General features: G+C 30.2%; 21 protein-coding genes, 1 tRNA gene and 1 riboswitch. Of the genes, 16 read left to right on the top strand and 6 right to left on the bottom strand.

Annotation, left to right across the window (positions count from 1 at the left end; all coding sequences use genetic code 11):
• Window positions 1-318 precede the first annotated feature (318 nt).
• Window positions 319-1812, bottom strand: a complete 1494-nt coding sequence (gene murJ / locus DTL3_RS09340) for a murein biosynthesis integral membrane protein MurJ (protein WP_045088479.1) — start codon at window positions 1810-1812, stop codon at window positions 319-321.
• Between the two features lie 34 nt (window positions 1813-1846).
• Window positions 1847-2476, bottom strand: a complete 630-nt coding sequence (gene upp, locus DTL3_RS09335) for a uracil phosphoribosyltransferase (RefSeq protein WP_045088478.1) — start codon at window positions 2474-2476, stop codon at window positions 1847-1849.
• 360 nt (window positions 2477-2836) lie between these two features.
• Here upp and DTL3_RS09330 point away from each other — a divergent pair, with 360 nt between their 5' ends.
• Genes DTL3_RS09330 through murB form a run of 3 tightly spaced genes read left to right on the top strand, consistent with a single transcriptional unit; the run spans window position 2837 to window position 5368 of the window.
• Window positions 2837-3427: an HAD family hydrolase gene (locus DTL3_RS09330; protein ID WP_052670492.1), complete on the top strand. Its 591-nt coding sequence runs from the start codon at window positions 2837-2839 to the stop codon at window positions 3425-3427.
• Window positions 3428-3482: 55 nt separating this feature from the next.
• A complete protein-coding gene (locus DTL3_RS09325; RefSeq protein WP_045088476.1) occupies window positions 3483-4430 on the top strand; it encodes a sulfotransferase in 948 nt (315 codons plus the stop codon).
• A 14-nt stretch (window positions 4431-4444) separates the two neighbouring features.
• Complete coding sequence (murB, locus tag DTL3_RS09320; protein ID WP_052670490.1) at window positions 4445-5368, top strand: UDP-N-acetylmuramate dehydrogenase; 924 nt, start codon at window positions 4445-4447, stop codon at window positions 5366-5368.
• A 119-nt stretch (window positions 5369-5487) separates the two neighbouring features.
• On the opposite strand, the gene DTL3_RS09315 is transcribed toward murB, so the two are convergent.
• Window positions 5488-7068 carry a bifunctional aspartate carbamoyltransferase catalytic subunit/aspartate carbamoyltransferase regulatory subunit gene (locus tag DTL3_RS09315; RefSeq protein ID WP_045088475.1) on the bottom strand — a complete coding sequence of 527 codons (1581 nt, stop codon included), beginning with the start codon at window positions 7066-7068 and terminating at the stop codon, window positions 5488-5490.
• A gap of 277 nt (window positions 7069-7345) precedes the next feature.
• On the bottom strand, window positions 7346-7519 hold the full coding sequence (locus tag DTL3_RS09675; protein WP_171820614.1) for a hypothetical protein: 174 nt from the start codon (window positions 7517-7519) through the stop codon (window positions 7346-7348).
• 83 nt (window positions 7520-7602) lie between these two features.
• Here DTL3_RS09675 and DTL3_RS09310 point away from each other — a divergent pair.
• Window positions 7603-7679: transfer RNA gene (locus tag DTL3_RS09310), tRNA-Ile, on the top strand.
• A gap of 83 nt (window positions 7680-7762) precedes the next feature.
• Here DTL3_RS09310 and DTL3_RS09305 read toward each other — a convergent pair.
• Complete coding sequence (locus tag DTL3_RS09305) at window positions 7763-9505, bottom strand: proline--tRNA ligase (RefSeq protein WP_045088474.1); 1743 nt, start codon at window positions 9503-9505, stop codon at window positions 7763-7765.
• 20 nt (window positions 9506-9525) lie between these two features.
• On the bottom strand, window positions 9526-10152 hold the full coding sequence (locus DTL3_RS09300) for a hypothetical protein (RefSeq protein ID WP_144403520.1): 627 nt from the start codon (window positions 10150-10152) through the stop codon (window positions 9526-9528).
• 577 nt (window positions 10153-10729) lie between these two features.
• Here DTL3_RS09300 and metG point away from each other — a divergent pair.
• The 12 genes from metG (at window position 10730) to DTL3_RS09240 (ending at window position 24973) form a co-directional block, all read left to right on the top strand.
• Entirely contained in the window at window positions 10730-12691 is a 1962-nt protein-coding gene (gene metG / locus DTL3_RS09295; RefSeq protein ID WP_045088473.1) for a methionine--tRNA ligase, read from the top strand.
• A 16-nt stretch (window positions 12692-12707) separates the two neighbouring features.
• Window positions 12708-15140, top strand: a complete 2433-nt coding sequence (gene gyrA / locus DTL3_RS09290) for a DNA gyrase subunit A (RefSeq protein ID WP_045088472.1) — start codon at window positions 12708-12710, stop codon at window positions 15138-15140.
• Between the two features lie 22 nt (window positions 15141-15162).
• Window positions 15163-15780, top strand: a complete 618-nt coding sequence (gene lexA, locus DTL3_RS09285; RefSeq protein WP_045088471.1) for a transcriptional repressor LexA — start codon at window positions 15163-15165, stop codon at window positions 15778-15780.
• A gap of 19 nt (window positions 15781-15799) precedes the next feature.
• On the top strand, window positions 15800-16243 hold the full coding sequence (rpiB, locus tag DTL3_RS09280; protein WP_045088470.1) for a ribose 5-phosphate isomerase B: 444 nt from the start codon (window positions 15800-15802) through the stop codon (window positions 16241-16243).
• Window positions 16244-16260: 17 nt separating this feature from the next.
• Window positions 16261-17253 carry a dehydroquinate synthase/iron-containing alcohol dehydrogenase family protein gene (locus DTL3_RS09275; protein WP_045088469.1) on the top strand — a complete coding sequence of 331 codons (993 nt, stop codon included), beginning with the start codon at window positions 16261-16263 and terminating at the stop codon, window positions 17251-17253.
• A 2-nt stretch (window positions 17254-17255) separates the two neighbouring features.
• Window positions 17256-18005 (top strand): hypothetical protein, encoded by a 750-nt coding sequence (locus DTL3_RS09270; protein ID WP_045088468.1) that lies wholly within the window; start codon window positions 17256-17258, stop codon window positions 18003-18005.
• A 6-nt stretch (window positions 18006-18011) separates the two neighbouring features.
• Window positions 18012-18524: a ComEA family DNA-binding protein gene (locus tag DTL3_RS09265; protein ID WP_045088467.1), complete on the top strand. Its 513-nt coding sequence runs from the start codon at window positions 18012-18014 to the stop codon at window positions 18522-18524.
• Window positions 18521-19339: an epoxyqueuosine reductase QueH gene (locus DTL3_RS09260; RefSeq protein ID WP_052670485.1), complete on the top strand. Its 819-nt coding sequence runs from the start codon at window positions 18521-18523 to the stop codon at window positions 19337-19339. The genes DTL3_RS09265 and DTL3_RS09260 overlap by 4 nt, the downstream gene beginning before the upstream one ends.
• 13 nt (window positions 19340-19352) lie before the next feature.
• Window positions 19353-20747, top strand: a complete 1395-nt coding sequence (locus DTL3_RS09255; RefSeq protein ID WP_052670483.1) for a DUF342 domain-containing protein — start codon at window positions 19353-19355, stop codon at window positions 20745-20747.
• Window positions 20747-21898, top strand: coding sequence for a tetratricopeptide repeat protein (locus DTL3_RS09250; RefSeq protein WP_045088466.1), 1152 nt, complete (start codon window positions 20747-20749; stop codon window positions 21896-21898). Before DTL3_RS09255 ends, DTL3_RS09250 begins: the two co-directional genes overlap by 1 nt.
• The gene (thyX, locus tag DTL3_RS09245) at window positions 21885-22586 is read left to right on the top strand and encodes an FAD-dependent thymidylate synthase (RefSeq protein WP_045088465.1); all 702 of its coding nucleotides are present in this window, start codon (window positions 21885-21887) and stop codon (window positions 22584-22586) included. The genes DTL3_RS09250 and thyX overlap by 14 nt, the downstream gene beginning before the upstream one ends.
• A gap of 74 nt (window positions 22587-22660) precedes the next feature.
• Window positions 22661-24973, top strand: coding sequence for a BamA/TamA family outer membrane protein (locus tag DTL3_RS09240; protein WP_045088464.1), 2313 nt, complete (start codon window positions 22661-22663; stop codon window positions 24971-24973).
• Between the two features lie 105 nt (window positions 24974-25078).
• A riboswitch (Lysine riboswitch) is annotated at window positions 25079-25258 on the top strand.
• The last annotated feature ends 19 nt before the right edge of the window (window positions 25259-25277 follow it).

Raw genomic sequence — 25277 nt, 5'->3', positions numbered from 1 at the left:
TCAATTTTCACCCCTTAGAAATAAGCCCATATATAGCTTATCATATAGGGAGAGCTTAATCAAGAAAATTTTTGATTAAAAATATGATTTTCCGTTTTTCAAGCAGGTTATCTATATATTATTTTTTATATATCCCATGGTTAAAAGGTTTAGAAGATGAATTTCGAAAGTAGAAATGTTAAGATTTTGTTTTAATTAGTGGTTTTTAGAGTTGGACGATTGTATACACCAGAGAAATAATAATAAAATTTAGTATATTTTCGATTAAATTATTAAAAAAGAATTTTAAGTAATGAAAAATGGTTTAACTTTATAAAATTATTTTCGATTTTTTCTTTTAAAGATCAAATTAATAGCGGTAGATAACTTTCTGTAACCAAGTAAATATGAAGTTATAACGTAAATTAAAGCCCCAAATGTAACTATAAGTATTGTCCATAACCTTGAATAAAAAAAGGTTTTAAAAATTATAATAAAAAATGCCATGATTAAGCTCGCACCGAATATTTTAATAATTTCAATCCAATTTTCTATTTTTAAGGATTTAAATGTAGAGAATCCTGTTAATAACATTCCGAAAAATCCTGAGATAGAGGTAGCCAAAGCTATGCCTGGGACACCTATTTTTTTGGCTAGTATAATGTCCAAGAAGGCATTTATTAAAAGCATAATCACTGCGACTATTGAAGGATATTTTGTATTTAATTGTGAATGATATTTTCTGATAAAGATAGTATGTAAAGCGTAGAACGGTAATCCAAGTGAATAACACAAAAGGGTTTTTGAAGTAATTAAGGTGTCTTGATAAGTAAAATTTCCATGCTGATATATAAGTGCAATTATTTCTTTATTTAAAAATATCAAACCAAACGTTGCAGGGATTATAAAAAATAGCATTAGTTCAATACTATTCTCTAGGGTTTGCTGAAACTCATTATCATTTTTCATACTAGATGAATAAGAAAGTTTGGGTAGTAGGGCATTTGCAACACTAACTGCAAAAATACCTAAAGGTAACTGATAAATTCTTAGTGCATATTCTATAGTTGATACGCCACCTGTTCCTGTCCAGGTGGCAATATTGGTGTCAATTAGAGTGTTTAAAGTTCCAACTGCTACTCCCAATAATGCAGGACCAAATAATTTTAGAATAGGTTTTAAATCTTGAACGTTGAAATCGAAAGTTATTGGAAAGCGTATTTTTTTTAATATGAAAAAAACGAGTAAAAATTCAACAACACCACCTATCGTAAAGCCGATAGTAGGACCTAATATCTGTGGAATAAAGTAGGAAGACGTTACTATAAAAATAATGCTCACAATATTTGATAAAGCAGGGGCGACGGCAGGGCCAAAATAAATGTCTTTAGAATTTAAAACACCTGTTATTACAGCCCATAAAGAAATAAAAATTATATATGGATAAGATATTTTCAGCAAGAATGATGTCAAATCCAAGATAGAAGGTGGCAACCCTGTTCCTAATATTAACACAATTTTATCAGAGAATATACCAACAGGTATGTAAAGCAAAGAAGTGACAATTAGTATTGACCAAAAAGTTGTACTAAAAAATTTCTGGGCATCTTTACCATCTTTTCTGTTAAATAATGGAACAAATGCAGAGGACAAAGCGCCATCTGCGAAAATTTTTCTAAGAAAAAAAGGGAAAAGAATGGCAATGGAATAGGCATCATATTGAGCACTTATACCAAAGTAATGAGCAAAAGACGCATCTCTGACCAATCCGAGGATTCTACTAATTAAGGTAGCTAAAGAAAACAAAAAAGTGTGCTCTAATAATTTTGACATCTATAAACCTCCCAAGAAGCGTACTATTTTTAAGCTATTTTGTTCTATATAATCTATCTCCTGCATCACCTAATCCAGGAATAATATAAGCCTTGTCATTTAATTTCTCATCTAGTGCAGCAGTATATATTTCTACATCGGGATGATCTTGTATTACAACACTTACTCCTTCCGGGGCAGCGATTAAACACATAAGAATTATATGTTTTCCTCCGTGTTTTTTGACTTGTTTTATGGCATGACTCATTGAACGACCAGTAGCTAACATTGGATCAACAATTATTATCTGGTGGTCTTCTGTTAAAGGGGGAAACTTCACATAATATTCAATAGGCATTAAAGTATCAGGGTCTCTAAAAACACCTAAAAAACCCACACTAGCATTTGGAACCAAGGAAAGGACTCCATCAAGCATTCCAAGACCGGCTCGAAGAATTGGTACAATGGTTATTTTTTTGTCTTCTACCATCTCACCTTTGGTGATGGTTAATGGGGTTTCCACTTCGACTTCTATAGTAGGAAGATTTCTGGATGCTTCATAAGTTAAAAGTAATGTGATTTCATTTAGAAGTTCTCTAAACTCTTTTGGACCGGTATCTTTGTTTCTCATTATGGAGAGTTTATGCTTTATTAAAGGATGATCTACGATGTGAAGATTGTTCATTTATAATACCACACCTCCAAAATAGATTTTGTAAAAATTTAATCTTAATTATTGTACCATGATTAGACTACCATTTTTCTTAAGTTTAACTTTGATTCAGTTAATATTAATATGTTATAATTTTTAAAAGAGATGAACTTCACAACAAAAAAGTGCATTGCCATATCATAAATTAAATTCATTAATATAGATTATATCAACTAGTAGCAATACTTTGAAACAAGAAAATCGGTATATTAGTATAATGATATCAGCACTGATTTAAATAATACAGTTAAAGAATAGAAAAAATTAAAAAGTAGATCAAGGTACAACTATTTAGTTAATTAAACCATCAAAAAATGTCGAGGGAGGGTAATCGTGAAAAATATAGTTTTCGACTTAGGAAATGTGCTTTTTCGATTTGATCCAAAAGAGATTTTGGATGATTTATTCGAAGAAGAGTTAATAAAGAAAAAGATAATTAAAGATGTATTCAAAACAAAAATATGGGCGGATTTAGATAGAGGTACAATTAGTTATAACGATGCGTGTAGAATCTGGTTAAACAATAATCCGGATTTAAAGAGCGAACTTATGTTACTTCTTGTAAATTGGCACAAATATTTAACACCTATTGAAGAAAATATATCTTTTCTTTATCGTTTAAAATCTAAAGGAAAGAATTTGTATGTTCTTTCTAACTTTCATGAACATGCCTTCAATTATATAAGAACGCATTATTCTTTTTTTGAGCTATTTGACGGAATGGTGATTTCATATCAGGTAAAATTATTGAAACCAGAGAAAGAAATATACAATCTTTTAATAGAAAATTATAACCTAATTCCTGAGCAAACTATTTTTATAGATGATTCATTAGAAAATGTTAAAGCTGCTGAAGAAGTAGGAATAAAAGGTATCTTGTATTTGAATTCTGAAGAATTATATAAACAATTAGATGGTCTATAATAATGAAACAAATCAATTATATAAGTTGAAATTATATTATTAGGTGGTGAGTTTTATGGAATCGATTTTTGAAAAACATTGTGTTTTTATTACTTCAACTGGAAGAACTGGAACTCAATTTTTGGCAAAAAGTTTAAATCAAATGATAGAGGATTGTTATTCTGTACATGAACCTGCTAATGTTTTCTTTAAAGATATGAAAAAATGGGGTCAAGATATAAAACGATTTGGATTATATCAAATGACTATAGGACAATTTTTACCTTCCAAATCGATGTGTAAGCTGAGCACTTATAGGCGTTTGGGGAAAATTTCTGATGAAAAAGCACAAGAATATATAAAAGGTTTAAGAAAACAAATATTGGAAGAGACAAAAGAAAGTATTTATGTTGAGTCCAGCAATCATTTACATGGTGTTGTGGATCTTCTTGAAAAAGTGTTTCCTAATAGTAAGATTGTTTTTATTATTAGAGATCCTAGAACTTGGGTCAGATCAGCAATTAGTTCACCAGTTTATCTTTTATATAAAACAGTAGATTTTGCATTTTTAGAAATGAGTATGAGACCCTATCATTTTAAAGATGATCCGTATTCAGATAAATGGAAAAAGATGTCAAAGATCGAGAGGTATGCTTGGTATTATAACAAATTAAACACTTTTGTTCTTGATACAATGGAAAACAGAAAAAATTTTCGGGTATATCGATACGAGGATCTTTTCTTAAGCGATAGAAAAAATGATTTTTTTATAGATTTTCTAGAATATTGTAGTAAATTTCCAGATGGTTTTAGTAAAAGGTATCAATTTAAGCCCCAATTGCTTAGCAAAAAACTAAATTCTAGTGCAGATAAATATAAGATCCCCCACTGGAAGAAATGGGATAAAAAAATGGCTCAAGATATTCAGAGACATTGTGGCAAATTGATGGAAAGATTTGGTTATGGAAAAGAGCCTGAATGGTTGGATAAATTAAGCACGGATTATGAAAAAGAATTTGCATAAGGGAGAAAAATTGTATGGATTTGGAAGGCATATGTAAAGAATTGTACATTCTAGGTTGTGAAATAAGAAAAGATGAATATTTGAAGAATCATACAAGTTTTAGAATAGGGGGAAAAACCCCTTATATGTTTTTTCCTAAAACCAAAAACGTATTTGTTGAAACGTTAATCTTACTGAAAAGAAATAATATACCATTTAAAATTATTGGGGGAGGCACTAATTTAATTGTTACAGATTATGATGTAGACTTTGTTGTGTTATCTACAAAGTATCTTACAGGAATAAAAGAAGAATTTTTAAGTGATAGGCAAAAATTGCTAGTTGAAACAGAATGTGGGGTTTATCTTGCTAGTCTTTCTTATCTAGTTTCTGAAAGAGGATATAGCGGCTTAGAATTTGCCTGTGGAATTCCTGGAACAGTTGGTGGTGCTTTATATATGAATGCGGGTGCTTATGATGGAGAAATTAAAAATATAGTATTAGAAGCAGAGGTGTTTGATTTATCAGATATGAAAGTAAAAAAATTCAGGAATGAAGAATTAGAATTTTCTTACAGAAAAAGTATTTTTCAAGATTCTCCTCTTATTCTATTATCTTCAAAGCAAGTGTTTAACAAAGGTAATGTTTACGAAATAAAGAGAAAAATAGAAGAATTTTCGAGTAAAAGGTTGAATAAACAGCCAATAGAAATGCCTTGCGCCGGGAGTATATTTAAAAGGCCAAAACCTGATTTTTACGTAGGAACTGCTATAGAAAGTCTTGGCTTGAAAGGTTACTCTATAGGCGATGCACAAATTTCATCTAAGCATGCAGGATTTATTATTAATAAAGGCAATGCTACTTTTAATCAGGTTATGGCTTTGATTGATTATGTAAAAAAAACAATAAAAGAAAAATATCAAGTGGATTTAACAGTAGAACCAGAAATTTGGAAATAACTAGATATTTTTACTTTTATTAGTTAAGATAAATTAAGTTTTTAAATATATTTTTGGTTGTTTAAACAGACAATAAACTCAATTTTGAGTTTAGCTATATGAAGCTGTATTTTATTGTCTTATACGTTCCAAATTTCTTCAAAGGTATGTGGTGTTTCACAATATTCACATATTAATTCATTATTCTTGTTTCTTATGAATGACACTTGAACATTCTCTCCATTTACAGGGTTTGTTATGCAATTTTCATTTTTACATCTTAATTCTTCAAAATTATATATTCGAGGTGGAAGTGAAATCCTATATTTTTCACACACTCTACTATTTTTTATTATGTTTACGGTCGTATTAGGAGAGATAGCAGATAATTTCTTAATATCTTTTTGAGAAAGATACACATCCGGTAAACTTATATACCCCTTGAAATTTCCATCTGCTGATTTAAAGAGTCCATCTGCACTATCTAAAACGTATAGTTTGAGTATTTTCCTTATTTTTACAATTGTTTCATATATTTTATCGGGATTTTTGCCTTTTGCTATATGATCTATTACAGTCCCATTTTCTATTGGTTTAATCCCTCTTTTTCCATCTTTTGTAATGCCCTTTGTCCCATCTATTATAGGGGCAGGGACGATAAAATCTTGTTCATTTATTTCTACATTTTTTATTGAGGTATCAAATGGGGCAGATATAGCTCCACCAAACATTGATAGCAAAATAATTCTTGTCCAATAGCCATTTATAGCTTGATTTTCCCAACCATTTAAAGGTAAAGGGTCTAGAAATGTAGGGATTGTAGGGTAGATTTTATGTCTTGGTAAAGGATGATAAAATTTAACTTTTTCTGGTAGAAGGTTAAGGAAGTCTTTTCTAAAAGTGACACTTTTTCGCAGTAAAGGTTCTTTTTCAAGTATGTCTTCACCCATTCTTTCTAGTTGAAGCCTAGTAAAATACCAAATCGGTGCGATCTGTTCTTGTTTAAGATAATTTTCAATTGAATCAAATATTCTAACTTCAAATTTATTTTCTTTCATAGCGTTTACATAATGTCTAGGCATTTGTAATTCTTCTGGCGCAATTAAGTCTACTAGAACATTCTTAAATATCCTTAATCCAGATACTTTTGAGTGAACGGTTCTTCCATGGAGTAAATCTCCCACAAGCGCAATGTGTATATACGAATTATCAAAATTTAATTGTTCTAAAAAAGTGTATTCGTCTAATATTTCTTGGGTGGGATGTTCATGCTTTCCGTCTCCAGCATTGATAAAAGAAGGCTTGTTTAAAGAATGTCTAAAAGCATAATCAGAAACTTTTTCATCTAAAAGTTTACAAGTTCCTTCTAGTTTTGTTCTTACGACAAAGATTGAATGATCTGAATACCCAGTTAGCATGTTGAATGTATCGATATAGCTTTCACTTTTATTAAATGAAGAATGCTCAGATTCAAAAATGTTTGTTTTAGCATTTTTATGGAATTTTGCTGCATTTATAAACGATTCTTTTGTTCTAGTACTCGGTTCAGTAAATACTATATAAATACCAACTGATGGAAGTTTGATTTCAAATTCAGAACAGTCTTCTTTATTTTTCCATTTTTTCTTTAATCTATTTGTTTGATGATACAAAAACATCTCCTCTTCAATAGTAAAATCACTCATCACATTTAAACTTCTACCAAGAAAATCGTTTTTCAAAATTTTCCCTCCCTATTGCAAAAATATTTACTCACTTTAGAAATTCTAAAATGTGAACTATTATATATAAGTTTCGTATTTGTTTTATTACAAAATAACTCCCTCATTCTACTCCCAACGAACTCTTAATTTCTTTAAATTTTTGTACTTGTACCGAAGAAAGGGGAAGGGCTTTGCCCTAAGCGAATTATAAATTCAAAACATTGCGTTTGAAAATCAATTTTTCTATATTATCCGTTAAAAATTATAAAAAATAAATGAGCCTTAAAGGGCCCATTTATTTTTTTGAAAGTAGTCTAATTATTTCATTTTCCAAATTTTCTAAATTGACGTTTTCTTGAGTGTCTAGAAGATTAAAAACTGCTTTTATTATAATGATTTTGGGATATTTATCGGTCAATATTTTAATTGGATCTTCTTGTGAATTGTGTATTTTTAACCCTTCACTCATTTTACATTCTCCTCTATTTGTTGTTATTATTCTAAAAAGTATTGACAAAATAATCAATTAATGTTATAATTATGTACGTATAAGGGCTCGTAGCTCAGTTGGTTAGAGCTTCCGGCTCATAACCGGGTGGTCGGTGGTTCGAATCCACCCGAGCCCACCAATAAAAGCCGAAGAAGCTTCGGCTTTTATTTTTTACTATCTATATTTTACTATTTTTTCATGATTTTGTCAATTTATAAGTGCTTATATTTTTAGTGCTTTTACTGGATTATATTCATCAAGTTTTTGTATTACCTCATTATATATAGATTCCAGATTTGAAGCATCTATTAGTTTACTTTGTTCTTCGTATCTGAGTTTTAATTCTATATAACCATCTTCATAGGACTTTCCTATAATAATTTTAAGGGGTATACCAATCAGGTCTATATCCTTAAATTTAACTCCTGCAGAGACTTCTCTATCATCTATTAGAACTTCAATACCTTTTTTAGATAAAAAATTATAAATTTGATCTGAAAACTCAAACATTTTTTTGTTACTTGAAGAAACAGGTATTATTGCTACTTCAAAAGGTGCAATACTTCTAGGCCAAAGCATACCATGTTCGTCATTTAATTGTTCCACTATTGCTCCAAGTGTTCTTGAGACTCCCCAACCATAACATCCCATAATAAAAGGTTTTTGGTTTCCTTCCTCATCTGTAAAATATGCTTTCATTTTTGAAGAGTATTTATCGCCAAGTTCGAAAACTTGTCCAACTTCTATACCTCTAGCTTCTTTTAAATAACCTTCACAATGAGGACATTTCTCACCTGCTTTTACAAATCTAATATCAGAAAATATATCAACTTTAAAATCTTCATCTGGTGTTGCATTTATGTAATGTTTATTTTCTTCCATAGCACCAATTACACCGTTGACTACCGATTTTACACTGAAATCTGCGACTATTTTAACGTCTTTAGGTACATTTATAGGACCGATATATCCTGTATTAACTCCAAATTTTTCATAGACTTCTTCAGGTTGTGCAAAATCAAGGGTTTGATCCTTAATTAGAGAGCGAAGTTTAGAAAGATTGATTTCATAATCGCCACGTATTAACGCCATTACCCAACCATTTTTCGACTTTAAAAGCATAGATTTGATCAATCTATTTTTTGGAAGATTTAAAAAATTTGCAATTTCTTCAATCGTTTTTAGTTCTCCAGTGTCTACTTTTGTCAACTGTTTTTTTGGTTCATCAATGCTTGCAATAAATTTCTCATCAGAAATAGCTTTTTCATCACTAGCTGCGTACCCACATTTTTCACAATAGAATATTCTACCTTCACCGTTTTTGGCTAAAACATGAAATTCATGTGAGTAATTTCCTCCAATTGCCCCTGTATCTGCTTCGACAATTGCATACTTTACTCCCATACGTTTAATAATGTTTTCATAAGCCTCATAAAATTGTAAGTAAGTTTTATGAAGAGACTCATAGTCAGGATGAAATGTATATGCATCTTTCATAATAAATTCTCTAGCCCTTAAAACTCCAAACCTTGGTCTTATTTCATCTCTAAATTTAGTTGCTATTTGGAAAACACTAAGTGGAAGTTGCTTATATGATCTTAATTCATCTTTCATAAGAAAGGTGACTATTTCTTCATGTGTAGGACCTAACGTGAACTCTCTGTCATGTCTATCTTTTAACTTCATTAGTTCAGGCCCATAATCATCCCATCTTCCGGTCATTTTCCAAAGTTCAGAAGGATGTATAATTGGAAGCATGAGTTCTTGAGAACCAATTTTTTCCATTTCTTCTCGGACAATTTTTTCTATCTTTTTTATCACACGCCATCCAAGAGGAAGATAACTGTATACCCCCGAAGATATTTTCCTAATAAAACCTCCGCGAATTAATAGTTCATAACTTTTGATATCTGAATCGGCAGGAGTTTCTTTCAATGTTGGTGCATATAGTTTTGAAAAGCGCAATGATATCCCTCCACTTTTTATTATTTTCCTGCAAGAAGACTCCCACTTCTGTAAGTGGGTGATGAATTGCAGTTATAAAACATACTAAATCCTTTCCTAAACATATAGAGCTTAACTAAATCTGTTTTAACTGGCTTAGACATTTCCATTAGCTTAATATATTCACCTTTGTTCTGTACACCTTGAACTGAATATTTTTTGCTCTCAAAGGTAACAATATCTTTAGGCTGATAAGCGTATCTTTGCTTACGAATATTTCTTCTGCCTTTTGATTTTTTAGCTCCACGATACTTATGAAGATTTTCTTCATTTAAGTTTTTGTTCCGTGTCCTTCTACCACAGAAAAGCTCTTGTCCTGTTTTAATAGACTTATCTCTTATATCAACATATTTTGCATCATAGAACTTTTCGAGTGAACGATTGTTTCTCCTAATTTGCTCAAAATAGATAGGTTCTATTCTCTGTTGATTAATTCCACCTGCTATGCAAAATGCATCGTTATAATGTGTCTTTTCCAAACCAAGACTTACTCTTTTGGATTTTGTAATATAACCGTAAGTGTAGTCACACATCAGCGCATTGACCAATTTCCATCTTATAGTAGACATAAATGTTGCGTCCTTTAATGGTTTTTGAACAGGCTTCATTCCATACAATTTACCTCCATCAAGGTAAGTCAGGCCGAAGCCTGTAGGTCCACATCGCCAATGTTATAGCAGGTTTAATGGTAACAGCACTTCTCCTACCCCTCAGAGATGTTTAACCATTACCCTCAGAGCATGGGACTTGTGGAGCATCCCACGGTGACTATATATTCTGCTATAACTAATCATTAGCAAAAACTAATGACATAGGCTAATCAACCGAGCTTGTATTTCTACAAGCCCCCGCCTCTAGGGGCGGTGTGTAATTGACATTGATTATCTTTTTTAAATAGATAGTGAAATTATGCTTTAACAAAGAATTAAAAAGTTCTGATTATATTATATCATACTGGGTTTATAATCTAGATTTTAATAATTATTATTTCTTAAAAATGAAACAATCTGTCATAATTTAAAAATAAAAGGTATAATAATATAAAAATATTTAGAGACTATATTTGTGGTATAATTAATTAGGCTGATTTTACTAATAAAAGCCCTATTTTTTATTGTTAATACTCATAATAATAAAAGGTATAAAATATAATAATATAAGGTATAAATGTCGGAGGTGGCCTTGTTGTCTAAGTTTTATGTTACAACACCTATATACTACGTTAACAGTGAACCTCACATAGGATCTGCTTATACAACTATTGTTGCAGATGTTATTGCTCGTTTTAAAAGGATGATGGGATACGATGTGTTTTTCTTAACAGGTACTGATGAGCACGGTCAAAAAGTATTACAAGCGGCTAAAGAAAAAAATATTTCACCTCAAAAATATGTGGATGAACTATCAGCTAAATTCAAAACACTATGGGATGATATGAATATAAGTTACACACATTTTGTTAGAACAACTGATGACTATCACGTAAAGACAGTACAATTTTTTGTACAAAAAATGATAGATAATGGAGACGTTTATAAGGGAAAATATGAAGGTTGGTATTGCATTCATGATGAAGCTTTTTGGAACGCTGATGAAGTAATAAATGAAGACGGAGAAAAATTGTGTCCTGACTGTAAAAGAGAATTAAAATGGGTTGAAGAAGAAAATTATTTTTTTAAGTTATCAAAGTATAACCAACCCCTTATTAAATATTATGAAGAACATCCCGAGTTTGTTGAACCTGCATTTAGACGTAATGAAATGATGCAAATTTTAAAAAGGGGTTTAAAAGATTTAAGTATAACCCGTACTACTTTTGATTGGGGAGTTCCTTTGCTTAATGATCCTAAACATGTTGTATACGTTTGGGTAGATGCATTAATAAATTATGTTAGTGCTATTGGATATATCGATGATGAAGATAAGTTTAAAAAATATTGGCCAGCTGATTTGCATTTGATAGCCAAAGAAATAAATAGATTTCATTCAATAATATGGCCAGCAATGCTTATGTCTGTAGGGCTTCCTTTGCCAAATAAGATTTTCGCCCACGGATGGTTAACTATTAATGGTCAAAAAATTTCCAAATCTTTAGGTAATGCAATTGATCCTAGAATATTAATAAATGTTTATGGAAAAGATGTAATAAGATATTATTTACTAAAAGATATAAATTTTGGAAGAGATGGAGATTTTTCTGAGGACAATTTAATTGTGCGATATAATGCGGATTTAGTTAATGACTTGAGCAATTTAATCTATAGGACACTAACTATGGTTGAAAAATATTTTGATAGCTATATTCCAGAGCATGAAGAAAAAGATAAAATAGATGAAGAACTCTTTGAGTTGGTAGAAAATAAAAAAGAGCAGTTTTTGAGTTATATGAACTCTTATCAATTTACGCAAGCTTTAGAAACTCTTTGGGAAGTAGTTCGATTTTCTAACAAATATATAGATTTGACTGAACCCTGGCTTTTAGCAAAAGAACAAAGTAAAAGAAAGAGGTTAGGAACTGTATTGTACAATTTATTAGAGTCTATAAGAATTATCGGTATACTGATTTATCCTATAATGCCTGAAACATCTGAGATCATCTTAAAAAAATATGGGTATGATTTATCTTATCTGAAATTTGAAAATCTAAAAATAGGATTATTAGAACCTGGAAGAAAAATAGAAAAGGGAAATCCTATTTTTGAAAGAATTGATGTGGAAAGTTGGGAAAAGGTAATAAAAACGAAGACAGTTCTTGAAGAAAAAAAGGAGGAAGAAGAGTTGGTTGAAAAAGAGAAAAATGAATTAAATAATGTAATTGATTTTGTTGAAATAGAAGAATTTAAAAAAATAGATTTAAGAGTGGGAGAAGTTATTAAGGCAGAAAATATTGAAAAATCAAATAAATTGATAAAATTAATTGTTGATCTTGGACCTTTAGGGCAAAAGCAAATAATTGCTGGAATTAAGGCATTCTATTCTCCTGAAAGTTTGCTTAACAAAAAAATTATAGTATTATCTAATTTAAAACCAGCTAAACTTATGGGCGAATTATCTGAAGGAATGCTTTTAGCTGCAAAAGATGATAAAGGAAATTTAAGCATATTAACTGTAGATAAAGATGTAGAACCTGGAGCTAAGATTTCATAATGGAGGCATTAAATAAATGGAATACAAAATTTTTGAAAAAGATTTAAATGAAGAATTAAAAAATTCTTATTTATTATACTCTTTAAGTGTAATTGTTAGCAGGGCTATTCCCGATGTGAGGGATGGTTTAAAGCCTGTTCAAAGAAGAATTTTATATTCAATGAGTGAATTGTCTCTGAGACACAATTCATCTTTCAAAAAATGTGCTCGTATTGTTGGAGAAGTTATGGGTAAATATCATCCACATGGAGATGCTGCAATATATGATGCCTTGGTAAGAATGGCTCAACCATTTTCTATGAGGTATCCTCTAGTTGAAGGTCAAGGTAATTTTGGATCTGTTGATGGTGATCCTGCCGCTGCAATGCGTTACACTGAGGCTCGTATGCAAGAATTAGGAGAATACATGTTACTTGACATAGATAAAAATACTGTAGATTTCAGAGACAATTTTGATGGTAGTTTACAAGAACCAATAGTTCTTCCAACTAGGGTGCCTAATCTTTTAATGAATGGCTCAAGTGGTATAGCTGTTGGAATGACTACCAATATACCTCCTCATAATTTAAAAGAGCTTGTTGATGCATTGAAGGTATTGATAGACAATCCGGAAGTTGAAATTAAAGATCTGTTAAAACATATAAAAGGTCCAGATTTTCCAACAGGTGGAGTCATTGTTGATGGAGAAAATTTGGAAGAGTTATATGAAACAGGAAAAGGAAAAATAACTATTCGCGGAAAATATAAAATAGAAGAAAAAGAAAACGGAACATCAATCGTCTTTGAAGAGATACCTTATGGAGTCTCAAAAAGCGATGTAATAGAACAAATTGTAAAGTTTGCAGTAAAGAAGAAAGATGAGAAAAAGGATCCAGGAATAAGAGATGTTAGAGACGAAAGTGACAAGGAAGGTACAAGGTTAGTTATCGAATTAAAAAGAGATGCTAACATTAAAAGATTAATTAACGACCTTTTTAAGCATACTAATCTGCAAAGTTATTTTTATGCGCAGATGAATGTAATTAACAAAGGTAAACCTTCATTAATGAATCTTAAGGAGTTAATGCAAGCTTTTATTGATCATAGAATTGAAATTGTTACAAGAAGAACAAATTTTGATTTAGAAAAAGCCAAAAAAAGAGCGCACATTGTAGAAGGCCTTATAAAAGCTGTTCAAGGAATTGATACTGTAATCGAAATTATTCGAAATTCGTTAAACCCTCAGGATGCTTTAAAAAACTTACAAGATACAATTGGAGTTAGTGAAGAACAAGCAAAAGCCATTGCGGATATGAAGCTTATTAGTTTATCAAGACTTGAGACAGACAATCTTGTTAAAGAATTAAATGATTTGTATGCCCAAATTAAAAATGCCTCCGATGTTCTTCAAGATAAAGAAAAGTTGATGAATATAATCAAGGAAGAACTTGACGAAGTGGCGAAAAAATTTGGGGATGAAAGAAGGACCGAAATAGTACTTCACAAAGGTGAATTGGCTGATGAGGTAGATTTAATACGAGACGAAAATATAATAATAGTTTTAACAAAGTGGGGATATATTAAAGCAATACCTGCAAATGAATACAAGGTTCAAGGTAGAGGTGGAAAGGGTGCAAAAGGGTTAAAAATATCCGAAAACGATAATGTTAAAGAATTAGTTTTCACAAACAGATTATCTAAGTTAATGCTTATTTCTTCCGCAGGTAAAGCTTATCAAATCAATACTTATGAAGTTGAAATGGGTTCAAAGAATTCTAAAGGAGAACATATTGCAAATTACATAGGATTATCTGAGGGTGAGAAAGTTAAGACATTAATCCCTATTTCTTTGGATGGAGATTATGATAAAGATATTTTAATATTTACTAAACTAGGTAAGGTAAAAAGGACATCGTTGAGGGAATTTATGAACGCTAGAAGTTCGGGTATTCGAGCCATTAATATAGTAGAGAATGATACAGTTGTTGATGCTATAGTCTTAGATGGAGAAGATAAAAATTTATTGGTTGTAACAAAAAAAGGAATGGCCCTAAACTTTAATTCGTCTCAGGTAAGAAGAATGGGAAGAGATGCTATGGGTGTTAATGCTATTAAATTAAAAAAAGATGATGAAGTTGTGGATGTAGTTTTAGTTGATAATAATAAAAAATTACTTATTATTACTGAAAGAGGCTATGGAAAAAGGGTTGAATTTAGTTCTTATAGACCACAAAACAGAGGCGGAATAGGTTTAAAAACAGTTAGAGATATTTCAAAAATAGGGAATATAGTTGCTGCAATGTCCGTAGAAGATGGTGAGGATGTATTAATATTTACTGAAAAAGGAAAAGCTATTAGAGTAAACGTAGATAATATTACAGTATTAAATAGAATAACTCAAGGTGTTATAGTTGTTCGCTTGGATAAAGATGATGCAGTGGTTGATGCAATAGAAGTTAAAGATGATTAATAATAAGGAGAGGAATGACCTTATGGAAGATTTGACAAAAAGGCAATTACAAGTTTTGGATTATATTATTTTATACATGAAAGAAAATGGTTTTGCCCCAAGTATTAGAGATATAATGAGACATTTCGAATTTAAAAGTCCTAGAGCGGCACATAAACATTTGATAATCCTTGAAAAAAAAGGATATTTAGAAAGAGAGGGCGTTTCTAGAGGGATAAGACTTACTCCTAAATGTGGGACTGTGTTGGCTACAGAGAATCTCATCCCAGTTTCAGGAAAGATAGCTGCTGGTAATGCTATAGAGGCTATAGAAAAGGTTACTGATTTTATTCCTATTCCTAGCAACTTTTTTCCTAAAAATTTTGAATATTTTTCTTTAAGGGTTGAAGGTAATTCTATGATTGAAGCGCATATTAAAAGTGGTGACTATGTAATAGTTCGAAAACAAGATTATGCAGAAGATGGAGATATAATTGTTGCTTTAATTGACAAATCAGAGGCTACATTAAAAAGGATGAAAAAAATTAACGAGGATGAAGTGCTTTTGATTCCTGAAAATAAGTCTTTACAAGAAATAAGAGTTTCAATTGATAGATTAGAGATTCAAGGAAAAATGGTTGGATTAATAAGATTGGTGTAAATAAGGTTGGGAGGAAAATATGAAAATAGCAATTGCATCTGATCATGCTGCTTTCGAAATGAAAGAAGAGTTGGTAAACTATCTTAAAGAAAAGAATATCGATGTAATAGATTTAGGGACCTATTCTAAAGAAAGCGTTGATTATCCAGATTATGCTAAGATGTTAGGTGAAATGGTTGCTAATAGAAAAGTAGAATATGGGATAGGTTTATGTGGAACTGGCATTGGAATGTCAATCTCAGTTAATAAAATAAAAGGCATTCGAGGTGCTTTGTGTTTGTATCCATCAATGGCAGAATTGGCACGAAAGCATAACAATGCGAATGTACTTGTACTTGCTGGAAGATTAATGGGATATGACCTTGCAAAATGGACAGTTGATACATTTTTGTCTACAGAATTTGAAGGTGAAAGGCATCAAAGAAGAATAGACAAAATATCAAATATTGAGGAACAAAATTAATAAAAAGGAAGAAGACAATGAAAAGTATTAGTTTTTCAAAAGGTATAGAAAAGGATATTAATATTAATATATATATGAATTATTATGAAGAATTTTTATCTAAATATGTTTCAAAGTATGGTTCATTGTTAATTATAGATTCTTCTTTAAAGAAATATTTTAATTACAATAATAACAATATTGTTTTCATTAAAGGAGGACCTGAGGCTAAATATTTTGACCGATATGTTGAATTATGTAAATTGATTACTAATGGTGATTATAGTAACATAATTGTGGTAGGTGGTGGGTCTTTAATAGATATGGTTGGTTTTACATACAATACGTTAGATTTTCCAAAAGCTAATCTCATAGCGGTTCCTACCACATTATCCTCCATGATTTATTTACCAGTATCTGGAGAGTTTAATCTAGATATGAACTATACAAAAAACTATTTAAAAGTATCTGGTTATCCAGATTTAGTATATGTTGATCCATATTTTTGTAAGTTTTTGGATAAAACAGCAATGAAAAAACAATTTATCTTTGGATATTTGGTTGGATTATTGTTTGATAAAAAATTTGCAGAATTGTCATTAAGATATTCCAAAAACTTTATTAAATTAGATTTAGAAGAATATTTATACATAGCGATAAAAAATGTTTTATCTCTGTATTCAAATGATCTAGGTTTTCCAGGTACAAGATTGAGTAAATTTATAATAGAACCAGATTTTAAAATGAATAATTTTTTTGTTGAAAGCGAGTGTTTATCTTTTATTTTTTTATCTTATCTGAGTTGCAAACTTGGATATTTAAGTGGAAATAATTTTGAACATTTAGTCAGCGATATAAAAAGTTCTTTGGGTTTTTCAAATTTGCCTTTTAAGAGTTTAAAAGCGAAGAAATTTAGCATACCCATAAACGAAATCTTGTTGACAGATGATGGATTCATAAACTATTACATAAACTATACAGAATTAGAGGAGTTACTACCTGAATTTAAGGTCTTTGTAAGGAGTGCTTAGAATTGAAAAAGAAATCTAGTGGGTTCAGTTTGATATTAATTCTTGTTTTTGTCTTACCTTTAATAACTTTCATTTTAACGGTGTATACCATCTATTTAAAAAATGAAATGAATTTACTGGATCTTCAAATAAAAGACCTAGGTTCTGATTATCTCTCATCTCAAATTTTGGAACCCGAATATTCTTATGAGAATGAACTTATTTTGCCAGAAATTCAGGTTGGAAAAACAAAAGCTAAGGTTAATTATAACATCCAAAATCTGAATTATCAGCTTCTTCTTGATAATTCTGCTACTCTTTTAAAATCAAGTAATGTCGGAGCAGTGAAAATTTTTGATAGCGAAAAGAAAGCTTTTGAAGAAGCTCTGTATGCTTTAGAAAATGGTATCAATTATTTTATTTTTAAAAATCAAAATAAATACTATTTATATCGTGAAGATTATGATATAAATGCTAATGATGAACAATATCTTTATACAATTCAAATTTATCTTTTTTATTCTCCAGCCCTAGCAATTTTTCCAACTATGGCGTTGAGGGAGGCAGGTATACCTGCCGTTGTTTACAACGGGAAACTGTCTCCAAGTAACGCTGATTATTGGTCTATTGTCGTGGGATTATTTGAAACTGCTAAAGAATCTGACGAATATATGAAAAATATGGATGAACAAAAGGTTTTTGAGTTAACTGGATTAGGCATCAAAGATCGTTTTCGAAAAGGGATATATTTTACAGGGGTAGAAAATGAGTGAGGGTTAGTGAAAAAGAAATTATTCTTTCCATTAATTATCATTTCCATAATATTTTTAATCGGGTTTATCAATTATAAAGAATCGTTTTCAAACATAAACGATAATTCCATTTTAGAACCCTTAAAAATTGATCTATTAACAGCAAGCGTAGAAGATTTGATTAAATTGCCCTATATAGGTCCTTCAAAGGCAAATGCAATTGTTAAGTATAGAGATACATATGGTTTTTCTTCAGTTGAAGATATAAAAAATGTACCTGGGATTGGAGAAAAAACTTTTTTAAATATTAAAGACTACATATATCTTTCAAAAAGTGTCTACGAAGTTAAAGATAAAACAATAAATATTAATACCGCTTCTTTTGAACAACTGATAGGGTTACCAGGAATAGGAAAGGTTAATGCTCAAAAAATAATTGATTATAGATTACTAAAAAAGATAGAGACTCTTGAAGAATTAAAAAAATTGGGAATTTCTAGTAGCACTTTAAAAAAAATAGAAGGGAAGGTAACATTTTGACACTTTTTCTTCATGTTTGTTGTGCGCCTGATTTGACAGTTTCTTATAAAAGACTTGATGAGCAAGGGTATGAACCGGTAGTTTACTTCTATAACCCCAATATTTTTCCTGAAGAGGAATATATAAAAAGGTTCGATGAAGTTAAGAAACTTCAAAGGGTTTGGCATTTTAAACTTATCCAAGGAAAATATGAACCATCTGTATACTACAATAGAATAAAAGGAAACGAATACAACAAAAGAAATAGATGTCTTGAATGTATTAGGCTGAGATTAAATAGTACTATTTTCATGGCTAAAGAACTTGGGTTTACGATTTATAGTTCTTCCTTATTAGCCTCTCCTAGAAAATCTCATGAGGATATTTTAAATATATCGAAAGAACTAGAACATGAATATGAAGATCAAAACATAAAGTTTAAATATCTGAATTTTAGATCCAACAATGGAATAAAAGAATCTTCAAAAATATGCAAAACTTATAATATTTACAGGCAAGATTATTGTGGATGTGTTTTTTCTTTATCTGAATCTAAAAAATATGAAGAGGAATCGAAAAGAGATAATTTTAAAAAGTTAAAAAAAATAGTTGGAGAAGAGTATGCAAATAAGTTATTTAATTATTATAAGACAGATCTTCTAAGAGTACCAGAAGATGTTCCTTACGAGTTTTTACTAATTGATGGAATAAATTCCTTAAAGTATTTAAAACCACAAATTGTACTGATAAAAAAAGAAATCGCAAATGATTTTGGTTTATCAGAAAGTGGTAGGTATAAGATAGGCAATTGGAAAACTAAAATTATAATTTGGTGAGGAGGCCAGTATTGTGGCTAAATATGAGATTAAAATATCAGAAGATGCTATGGTAGCTTCATTAAAATTAATAAATGATGGTCGTCCCCCAACTATAAATGAGATTGAAGAGTTTTTAAAAGAAAAGGGAGTCGTTCATGGTATAATTAACGAAGTTATGCAACAAATTGTCTCAAACCCAAAATACGATAAAGATTATACAATAGCTTATGGAACTCCTCCACAAGTTGGAGAAGATGCGAAAATCATTTTTAGAGAAACAATTGAAAAAGAAATTAACGATATTGATACCTCGAAGATAGATATGAAAGAAGTTAGTAAGCTAATAATTGTCAATAGAGGTGATGAGTTAGCAGAAATTATTCCTCCTAAAAGGGGCAAAGATGGAAAAAATGTCAAAGGAGAAATAGTAGAAGGATTTTTAGGCAAAGAATTAAAATTAAAACTTGGAAAAAATGTTTACTTAAACGATAATAAGATAATATCTAATATTGATGGGAAGTTTGTAACTAATCAAGACAGAAGTGGAGAAATATACATTGATGTACTCGATGAGCATAAAATTACTGGGAATATAGATTATTCGACTGGAAATATAAGATTTCCAGGAAAATTATATATAAATGGTGATGTGAAGGCGGGTTTTGTTGTAGAAGCAAAGGATTACTTAGAAATAAAAGGGGTTGTTGAATCTGCTAATGTTATCTGCCAAGGAGATGCTTATGTCTTTGGCATTAAAGGTGCAGGAAAAGGTATTGTTAAAGCCAAGAACCTAAAATGTAATTATATTGAGAATTCATATATTGAAGTAGAAGATACACTGATTGTTTCTACTTCTATTTTAAATTCAACAATAAAAGCAGGTAAAAATGTAGTTGTCGAAGGTAAAAATGGCCGAATAGCAGGTGGAAGTGTCCTAGCTACTAAACTGATTGAATCAGATATCTTAGGTAGTGTTATGCATGTTAGAACTATTTGTGAAGTTGGAATCCCCCCAGAATTAAATCAAGAACTGTTAAATCTAGAAAGTCAATTAACATTAGATACAGAAAATCTTAAAAAGATTAGTTCTATTTTGACAGGTTTAAGAAAGTTAAAAGATATGGACAAATTAGATGAACAAAGGTTAGAATATTACAAGAAATCCTTAAATACTTTTAAAGTACTTCTTGATGATATCGAAAGAATGCAGGAAAGAATTAGAGAAATAAAGACGAAAATACAAGATTCAAAAGGTGAAGCTTTTATTATCGCAAGAGATATAGCATATCCAGGAGTTGAAGTAATTATTCATAAAAAGAAGTTCGTTCCTACAAAACCCCTCACGAAGGTTATATTCCAATTAGAAGATGAGGAGATTATTTTAAGAGGTTATAAAGCTGAGACATATAAGCAGGGTGGAAAATAATGAATCATATCTCAAAAAAACTAGTATGTAGTACTATTTTAGTAAGTCTTTCTTTGATTTTATTTTCAGGTGTTTTAGATGAATTTATATATATTCTTGATATAGATCAACTAATTGTATCAAATGATCTTGCTTTAAATGTTTTAGGAATGTACTTAAAATATTATGAAGAAGGAAATGTCCAGTATAAAACTGCTGCAGACCAATCAAGAACATATACAAATTTAAATATAAAACCGGATGATTCATTAATATTTGATATCCTTTCAGGATATCAAAAGGGCAACGAAAAAGATACAATTAATAAAATAGAATCTGCTCTAAAAAAATATCCGAATTCAGTTACTATTAATGCAGTTAGAGTTATTTTTTTGTATGATGAATACAAAAATACCAAAGATTTAGAATTATCTAAGAATATTTTAAGTTCTCTTGATATAATAACACAAAGTAAAGGAGACAATCCTTTTTGTGTTTATTATGAATCATTAGTAAAATGGGATTTAGTAGATGTAAATGAAAAAGAATCTATTTTCTCTAAAGTTGAAAAAACGTTTAATTCTTACTCAAACAACATTAATATTTTAGAATTATTAATTTGTCAAGCATTCGAGCTATCCAAATATGAAAAGATAGTACAGTTGGCTCCTAGATACGAGAAAGAACCAAAGAAGAATGAGTCAATATCGCTAATTTTAGCTTTTTCGTTTAATTATTTAAATGAAAAAGAAAGAGCAAGAAATATTGTAGAATCGTTAATTCAAAATTCAGATAAAAAAAATATACTTTCTAAAAGTTATGAACTATTAGGAGACATTTCTGATACATATACCCAGAAGAAAAGAAATTATGAATTTTCTTTAACTTATGATCCTAAGAATGTAGATTCTTTAGCTAAGTTAGGAATTTTATTGTATCAACATGATATGAAAAATAATATAGAATTATCCAGGATATATCTTACGAAAGCTATAATTTTAGATCCTAACAATGAGCAGGTAGCAAATATATTATTGAAGATCAATAACAAACTTGAACAAAGGCTTTTTTTGATTTCTTATATACCTTTATTTTTAATTTTAGCTGTCATTGTGTATATCTTATACAAATTTTCAGAAGAGGAGACAGAGGTAGAAGATGAAAAACAGTGAGAATATATTGAAAGTTTTGGATAAAGGGTTTGTAGAGATTGTTGACTATATGGGAGGAGATAGATCCGCTGTTAGAGCTGCAAGAGTATCTCATGGGAAAGATATTTCTACAGATGAAAGAGACAAAAATCTTATAGCTTATTTAATGAAAAACGGGCATACATCACCTTTTGAACATATTACCTTTACTTTTCATGTAAAAGCGCCTATTTTTGTTGTTAGACAATGGTTCAGACATAGAATAGGGATGTCTCCTAATGAAATAAGTAGACGATATACCTCAAAAAATGTTGATGAATTCTATATACCTTCCAATATTAGAATACAAGATATTGAAGATAAACAAAAAAGCGTAGTTGTTGAAGATGAGGGTCTGAAAAAACAGATGATCGAGATTATTGAAGAGGCTTATTTGAAAACTTATGAATCTTATGAAAAACTTATTAACTTGGGTGTAGCCAAAGAATTGGCAAGAATTATTTTACCAGTAGGAGAATATACGGAATTTTACCTTACTACAAATGCCAGAGCATTAATGCATTTCTTGGATATGCGAGCTTCTTCTCACGCTCAATGGGAGATACAGCAATACGCTATAGCTTTAGCTCATTTTTTTCAAAAAATATGCCCTTGGACTTATGAAGCGTATATTAAATATGTTTATCAGGGTGATGTGTTAGAAAAATAACAGCATCCTTTTTATTAAGTACATTCTTTATATTACATGATCAATAACAATATTAGGCAATAGGAGGTATATTTGTGAAGAAATCAATAGGACTTGTTGTTGTGTTATTAATTACAGGATTTGTTTTTTCTATCACTTTTTTAACAGACATTACTTATAATACAGATGTTTCTTATGCATCTGCTGAAATAGAAAGAATTTTGTCAAACTATGGGATAAAAATTGGTTCTTTAACTAGTGAAGTAGATATTAAATTGGCTTTACAGGAAATATTAAATATAGGATATTTTTCCACGGTTTCATATAATTTGAATGAAGAAACAGGGACACTTTCTTTATATTTTACACCTAATCCGTCACCTGAAAAAATAGTGATTGAGTATTTGGGAGACAAATTAATTGACAAGAAAACGATCCAGTCGGTAGTAACTGTGAAAGAAGGTATTCCTATTAACTTCAATGAATTACAAACTTCAATGAAAAAAATACAAGATTTATATGTTCAAAATGGATATCAATTTGTTGAAATTTCGACAAACCTAAAAATTGATGACCAAGGAGTTAGACTAGAACCTATAGAAGTTAACAAAAAAAGTTATGAAGCAAATACGTTAGTTTTTCTAATAAAGGAATATAGTCTTTGGGATTTAGAACTGAAAGGAGAGTTAGCTCAATTAGATAAAGAACAGATTAAAAAAAGAATCAATTTTGATTTTAAAAAAGATTGGAACAAGAAATTTTTCTTATTTAGACCCAGCGCTAAAGAAACATATCCTAGCATTCAAAAGATACAAAATATATATGTTTCTTTAACACAAATTCCTCTTTTTGCAGATGATGTAAATTTGTCATTTGAGATGGTGGATATTGAAGAAAACAAAGGTGGAGAATTGATACTAGTTCTCAACGGAAGTTTAAGAAGGTTAATTGATAAAGAACCCGTTTTTATAGAAGAGATAGAATTTATTGGAAATGAGAGTATACCTCTATTTAGGTTAAATGAGCAAGTAACAAAGTATGTAAGTCCAATAACCTACGCCTATAATCTAGATCTTTTATATGCATATGATGCTGTTCAACAGTTATACATCAAAGAGGGATACTTATATACAGCTATAATACCCGAATATAAAGCTGAGGAACAAAAATTAGTGTTTGAAATAAAGGAAGCAAAGGTTGGAGATGTAGAAGTAATTCAAAAAGAAGATGCAAAGACTCAAAAATATATAGTCGATTCCCTGGTAAAAATTAAACCTGGAGAACCCGTTAATCAGAAAAAACTTCAGGATACCTATATCTCATTTGTGGGAACCGGTTTTTTTGAAAATGTAGAAATTGTTCCATATCAACAAGATGAAAATATAATAGGTTTTAAGATTACGCCTATTGAAAAAGAAAAATTAGGAAAGTTAATAGGCGGAATTCAATGGTCACCTCCAAAAAAAGAAGAAGACAAATGGTATAAAGGATTTAGTGGTTCATTAGAAGTACAATGGGCAAATCCCTTTGGATATGGTGAAACCTTTGATTTAAAAACAACTATGGTACCATTAAGTAAACAATACGTTTTTGAATTTGATTTTGATATTATTAAACTTTTAGGGAGCAATTTAAATCTAGGAACAAATATTAAATATACAATTAATCCAGACGAAACCTCATATCTGTTAAAAGACAAAAAAATAACTAGTGAACTACAATTTGGAATAAGTCCAAGATACCAAATATATGATTTTTCATATTTAACAAGTTCATTTTCGTTTAATCATTACAAATTTGAAGAAACAACTGAAGATGCCACAGATACTTCTACTTCTTCAGAAACAATTAAATCTTTAAATACCCTAGATAGTTCTATAGGATATATTTACGATACTATTGATAGTCCTTATAGACCATATAATGGATATTATTTTAAGGTAAATGATATTATGGGTTTTGAGATAAATAATATTGATGACAATTATATAGGTGTCAACCTAGAAGGCAAATTATTTAAAAGTTATTATAAATTTACTCTAGGTTCCCGATTAAGACTATCAACAGTAGTAGATGAAAAAGATTTATATCCGGACTTTTGGGTTGGAGGATTTAATTCAGTAAGAACTTATCCATTTTATGAAAAAGATGGAGACGCCGCATTATTACTATTGAATACAGAATTGGTGTATGAACTTGCTAGAGGAGACATACCATTGGATCTATTTGGTTTTTTTGATTTAGGGAATGCGACCGGTGATATTTCAACTATTTTTTCTCAACCAATTTGGTCATTTGGTGGAGGTTTAAAAATAACAGTTCCATTGTTCGGGCAATTAAGTTTTGGTTATGGATGGGACAAAAATTTAGAAGGTAATTTCTGGATAGGTTTAGGTCAAGTGTTTTAAAAAATATTTAATTATAAAAATTTTAATATATAATTGACAACAAAATGTAATGATACACTAATAAACTTGTCATGTGATTATGTTATTCTTAGGAAAAGTTAATTAATTAAGAGCGGAGGCGCAACCAAGATTAGTAGCTTCTCTTATTGATGAGGCGGAAAAGAAGCGAAAGGCGAGGTTGCCGAAGGGGTATAAAAGTAGCCTCAACTTTTATAACCCCTGGGTATGTAGGGAATACCTACATAACTGTCACGTTTTGTCCCAACGTGGAGAGCCGCTAAAATATAAATTTTTTATATAAAAC

This window comes from Defluviitoga tunisiensis (assembly GCF_000953715.1).
In the GTDB taxonomy this organism is placed as follows: domain Bacteria; phylum Thermotogota; class Thermotogae; order Petrotogales; family Petrotogaceae; genus Defluviitoga; species Defluviitoga tunisiensis.
The sequence above is the reverse complement of the archived record's forward strand: the minus strand, read 5'-3'. Positions and strand labels throughout refer to the sequence as shown.

Excerpts from the sequence above, each read along its gene's own strand:
- murJ (WP_045088479.1), bottom strand. The coding sequence starts at position 1,812 with ATGTCAAAATTATTAGAGCACACTTTTTTGTTTTCTTTAGCTACCTTA.
- upp (WP_045088478.1), bottom strand. The coding sequence starts at position 2,476 with ATGAACAATCTTCACATCGTAGATCATCCTTTAATAAAGCATAAACTC.
- DTL3_RS09325 (WP_045088476.1), top strand. The coding sequence starts at position 3,483 with ATGGAATCGATTTTTGAAAAACATTGTGTTTTTATTACTTCAACTGGA.
- murB (WP_052670490.1), top strand. The coding sequence starts at position 4,445 with ATGGATTTGGAAGGCATATGTAAAGAATTGTACATTCTAGGTTGTGAA.
- DTL3_RS09675 (WP_171820614.1), bottom strand. The coding sequence starts at position 7,519 with ATGAGTGAAGGGTTAAAAATACACAATTCACAAGAAGATCCAATTAAA.
- DTL3_RS09300 (WP_144403520.1), bottom strand. The coding sequence starts at position 10,152 with ATGAAGCCTGTTCAAAAACCATTAAAGGACGCAACATTTATGTCTACT.
- gyrA (WP_045088472.1), top strand. The coding sequence starts at position 12,708 with ATGGAATACAAAATTTTTGAAAAAGATTTAAATGAAGAATTAAAAAAT.
- lexA (WP_045088471.1), top strand. The coding sequence starts at position 15,163 with ATGGAAGATTTGACAAAAAGGCAATTACAAGTTTTGGATTATATTATT.
- rpiB (WP_045088470.1), top strand. The coding sequence starts at position 15,800 with ATGAAAATAGCAATTGCATCTGATCATGCTGCTTTCGAAATGAAAGAA.
- DTL3_RS09275 (WP_045088469.1), top strand. The coding sequence starts at position 16,261 with ATGAAAAGTATTAGTTTTTCAAAAGGTATAGAAAAGGATATTAATATT.
- DTL3_RS09250 (WP_045088466.1), top strand. The coding sequence starts at position 20,747 with ATGAATCATATCTCAAAAAAACTAGTATGTAGTACTATTTTAGTAAGT.
- thyX (WP_045088465.1), top strand. The coding sequence starts at position 21,885 with ATGAAAAACAGTGAGAATATATTGAAAGTTTTGGATAAAGGGTTTGTA.